This is a genomic window from Acetobacter sp. DmW_043, from assembly GCF_002153485.1.
Lineage (GTDB): Bacteria > Pseudomonadota > Alphaproteobacteria > Acetobacterales > Acetobacteraceae > Acetobacter > Acetobacter thailandicus.
In genome coordinates this window covers 1-1,208 of record NZ_JOMN01000050.1, presented here as the reverse complement: position 1 = coordinate 1,208, position 1,208 = coordinate 1, and the positions used below count along the sequence as shown (strand labels likewise).

The window sequence follows — 1,208 nt, the reverse complement described above, 5'->3', positions numbered from 1 at the left end:
AACAGGCGGGATTTTTTGATGTTGAAGAGCGGCTTGCTCGGCTAAGCGGGCTCGGTGATCAGCTCGAAGCGTTTTCCCGGACTGTGGATTTTGAGGTGTTTCGCCCGGAGCTGGAGAAGGCTCTGGCGTATTCAGATGGGAGTAAGGGCGGGCGACCGCCGTGTGATCCGGTGCTGATGTTCAAAATTCTGATCATCCAGACGCTGAACAATCTGTCCGACGAACGAACGGAGTATCTGATCAACGATCGTCTGTCATTCATGCGCTTTCTGGGATTGGGGCTACCGGACCGTGTACCTGACGCGAAAACAATCTGGCTGTTCCGTGAACGCCTGACACAGGCGGGTGCGATCGATGGGCTGTTCAACCGGTTTGATGCGACCCTGCGGAACGCCGGTTATCTCCCGATGTCAGGCCAGATCCTGGATGCCACACTGGTCGCTGCTCCCAAGCAGCGCAATACGAACGCTGAGAAAGCCGATCTTCGGGAAGGACGTATTCCTGAAGACTGGCAGGACAAACCCGCAAAGCTGTCGCACAAGGATCGTCATGCGCGCTGGACACTGAAGTTCACCAAGGCGAAGCGGCAGGATGATGGAACCATGCCATCCAGCGATCTTGCCATTCCGTTCTTTGGCTACAAGTCCCATGTTTCCATCGACCGGAAGTTCCGACTGATCCGAAAATGGAAGACGACAGATGCCGCCGCCAGTGATGGTGCGCGATTGCGAGAAGGGCTGCTGGATAAAACCAATACAGCCTCAAGCGTCTGGGCAGACACGGCGTATCGCTCCAAAGTCAATGAAGACTTCATGGAAAAGCAGGGCTTTGTCTCAAAGGTTCACAGGAAGAAGCCGCATCTAAAACCCATGCCACTCCATATCCAACGGTCCAATGCAGGAAAGTCCGTGATCCGATCCCGCGTCGAGCATGTTTTTGCTGACCAGAAATCGCAAATGGGTCTGTTCATCCGAACTATCGGTATCGCGCGAGCCACCATGAGGATCGGCCTGGCCAATATCGTCTATAATATGCGCCACTTCCTCTTCCTCGAAAGATTGAGCGCGAGCGCATAGTCCTCCAGAGTGAGCAGTCCCCGATCTGCTCAAAACTCAGATCAAAAGTTACTCCAAAAACCGTCAATCAAATCGCCAAAAGCCTGAAATCACGAACCAAGCGCATCAACCAACGGTTCTTCGAACCCTCCA

At 53.8% G+C, this 1,208-nt stretch carries 1 protein-coding gene; it reads left to right on the top strand.

The window, feature by feature from the left end:
* Nucleotides 1-1,076: IS5 family transposase (locus tag HK11_RS11005; RefSeq protein WP_086555393.1), on the top strand; the 1,076-nt coding region annotated here is incomplete at its 5' end.
* Nucleotides 1,077-1,208 lie beyond the last annotated feature (132 nt).